Genomic DNA, 661 nt, shown 5'->3' on the forward strand with positions numbered 1-661 from the left:
CCGCGCTAATGGGCTTGCCAAATAGCGTGAGTGTTTTCGCGGCGACGTTGCCTACCGAAGCACCCAGGCCCGGTGTGAACTTGAACGCCGCCGAAGCCAGCTTCCAACGGTTGTGGTCCGTCCTCAAATCCAAAGTTGCGTCTGAGGTTTGATCACCGAAGGCGACGACCACATGCACATGAGCCATGCTCAATGCCGCGTTGGGTGCCGTCGAGTTGTCGTGCACGATCCGAATATTGCGGATTGGCCATTGCGCGACTTGCTTTTTGAGGGTGTCGCTGTTCAGAAATTCCGTGATGGCAGGCTGTTCCGTGCCATAGGACAGGGCCGTCTCGGCGTCACCACGGGCGAGTGCTTCCAGGTAGCTTCTGACCGCATCGCCGGCTGACCGGGCGGCCTGCCCGTCGCGCCGGTCGGCCACAGTGAGGACCAACACGACTGCCACCGCTACCAGCATTGCGCCGGCGCTCATCACTGCGATGAGTAGCCGTTTGCGGCTCGTGCGTGCCGTGGGAACCCGCGGCCACCAAAACGCAGGCGAACCCGACACAACCTGGTGGTCAGCGCCGGGGGGCACCGGCCGCGGTTGCCCCGTCGGCAGTGACGGCGACACATCCAGTGACCCGAGATCCCGCGCGGGATCATTCGGACCGTGTTGGCA

Annotated in this window: 1 pseudogene; it reads right to left on the reverse strand. The window is 63.4% G+C overall.

Annotated elements, in window-relative coordinates:
- Positions 1-472: pseudogene (locus tag AC5Y5O_RS32160) on the reverse strand (hypothetical protein); the annotation flags it as partial.
- Positions 473-661: the final 189 nt, after the last annotated feature.

This window comes from Mycobacterium sp. NGS40, assembly GCF_059812735.1.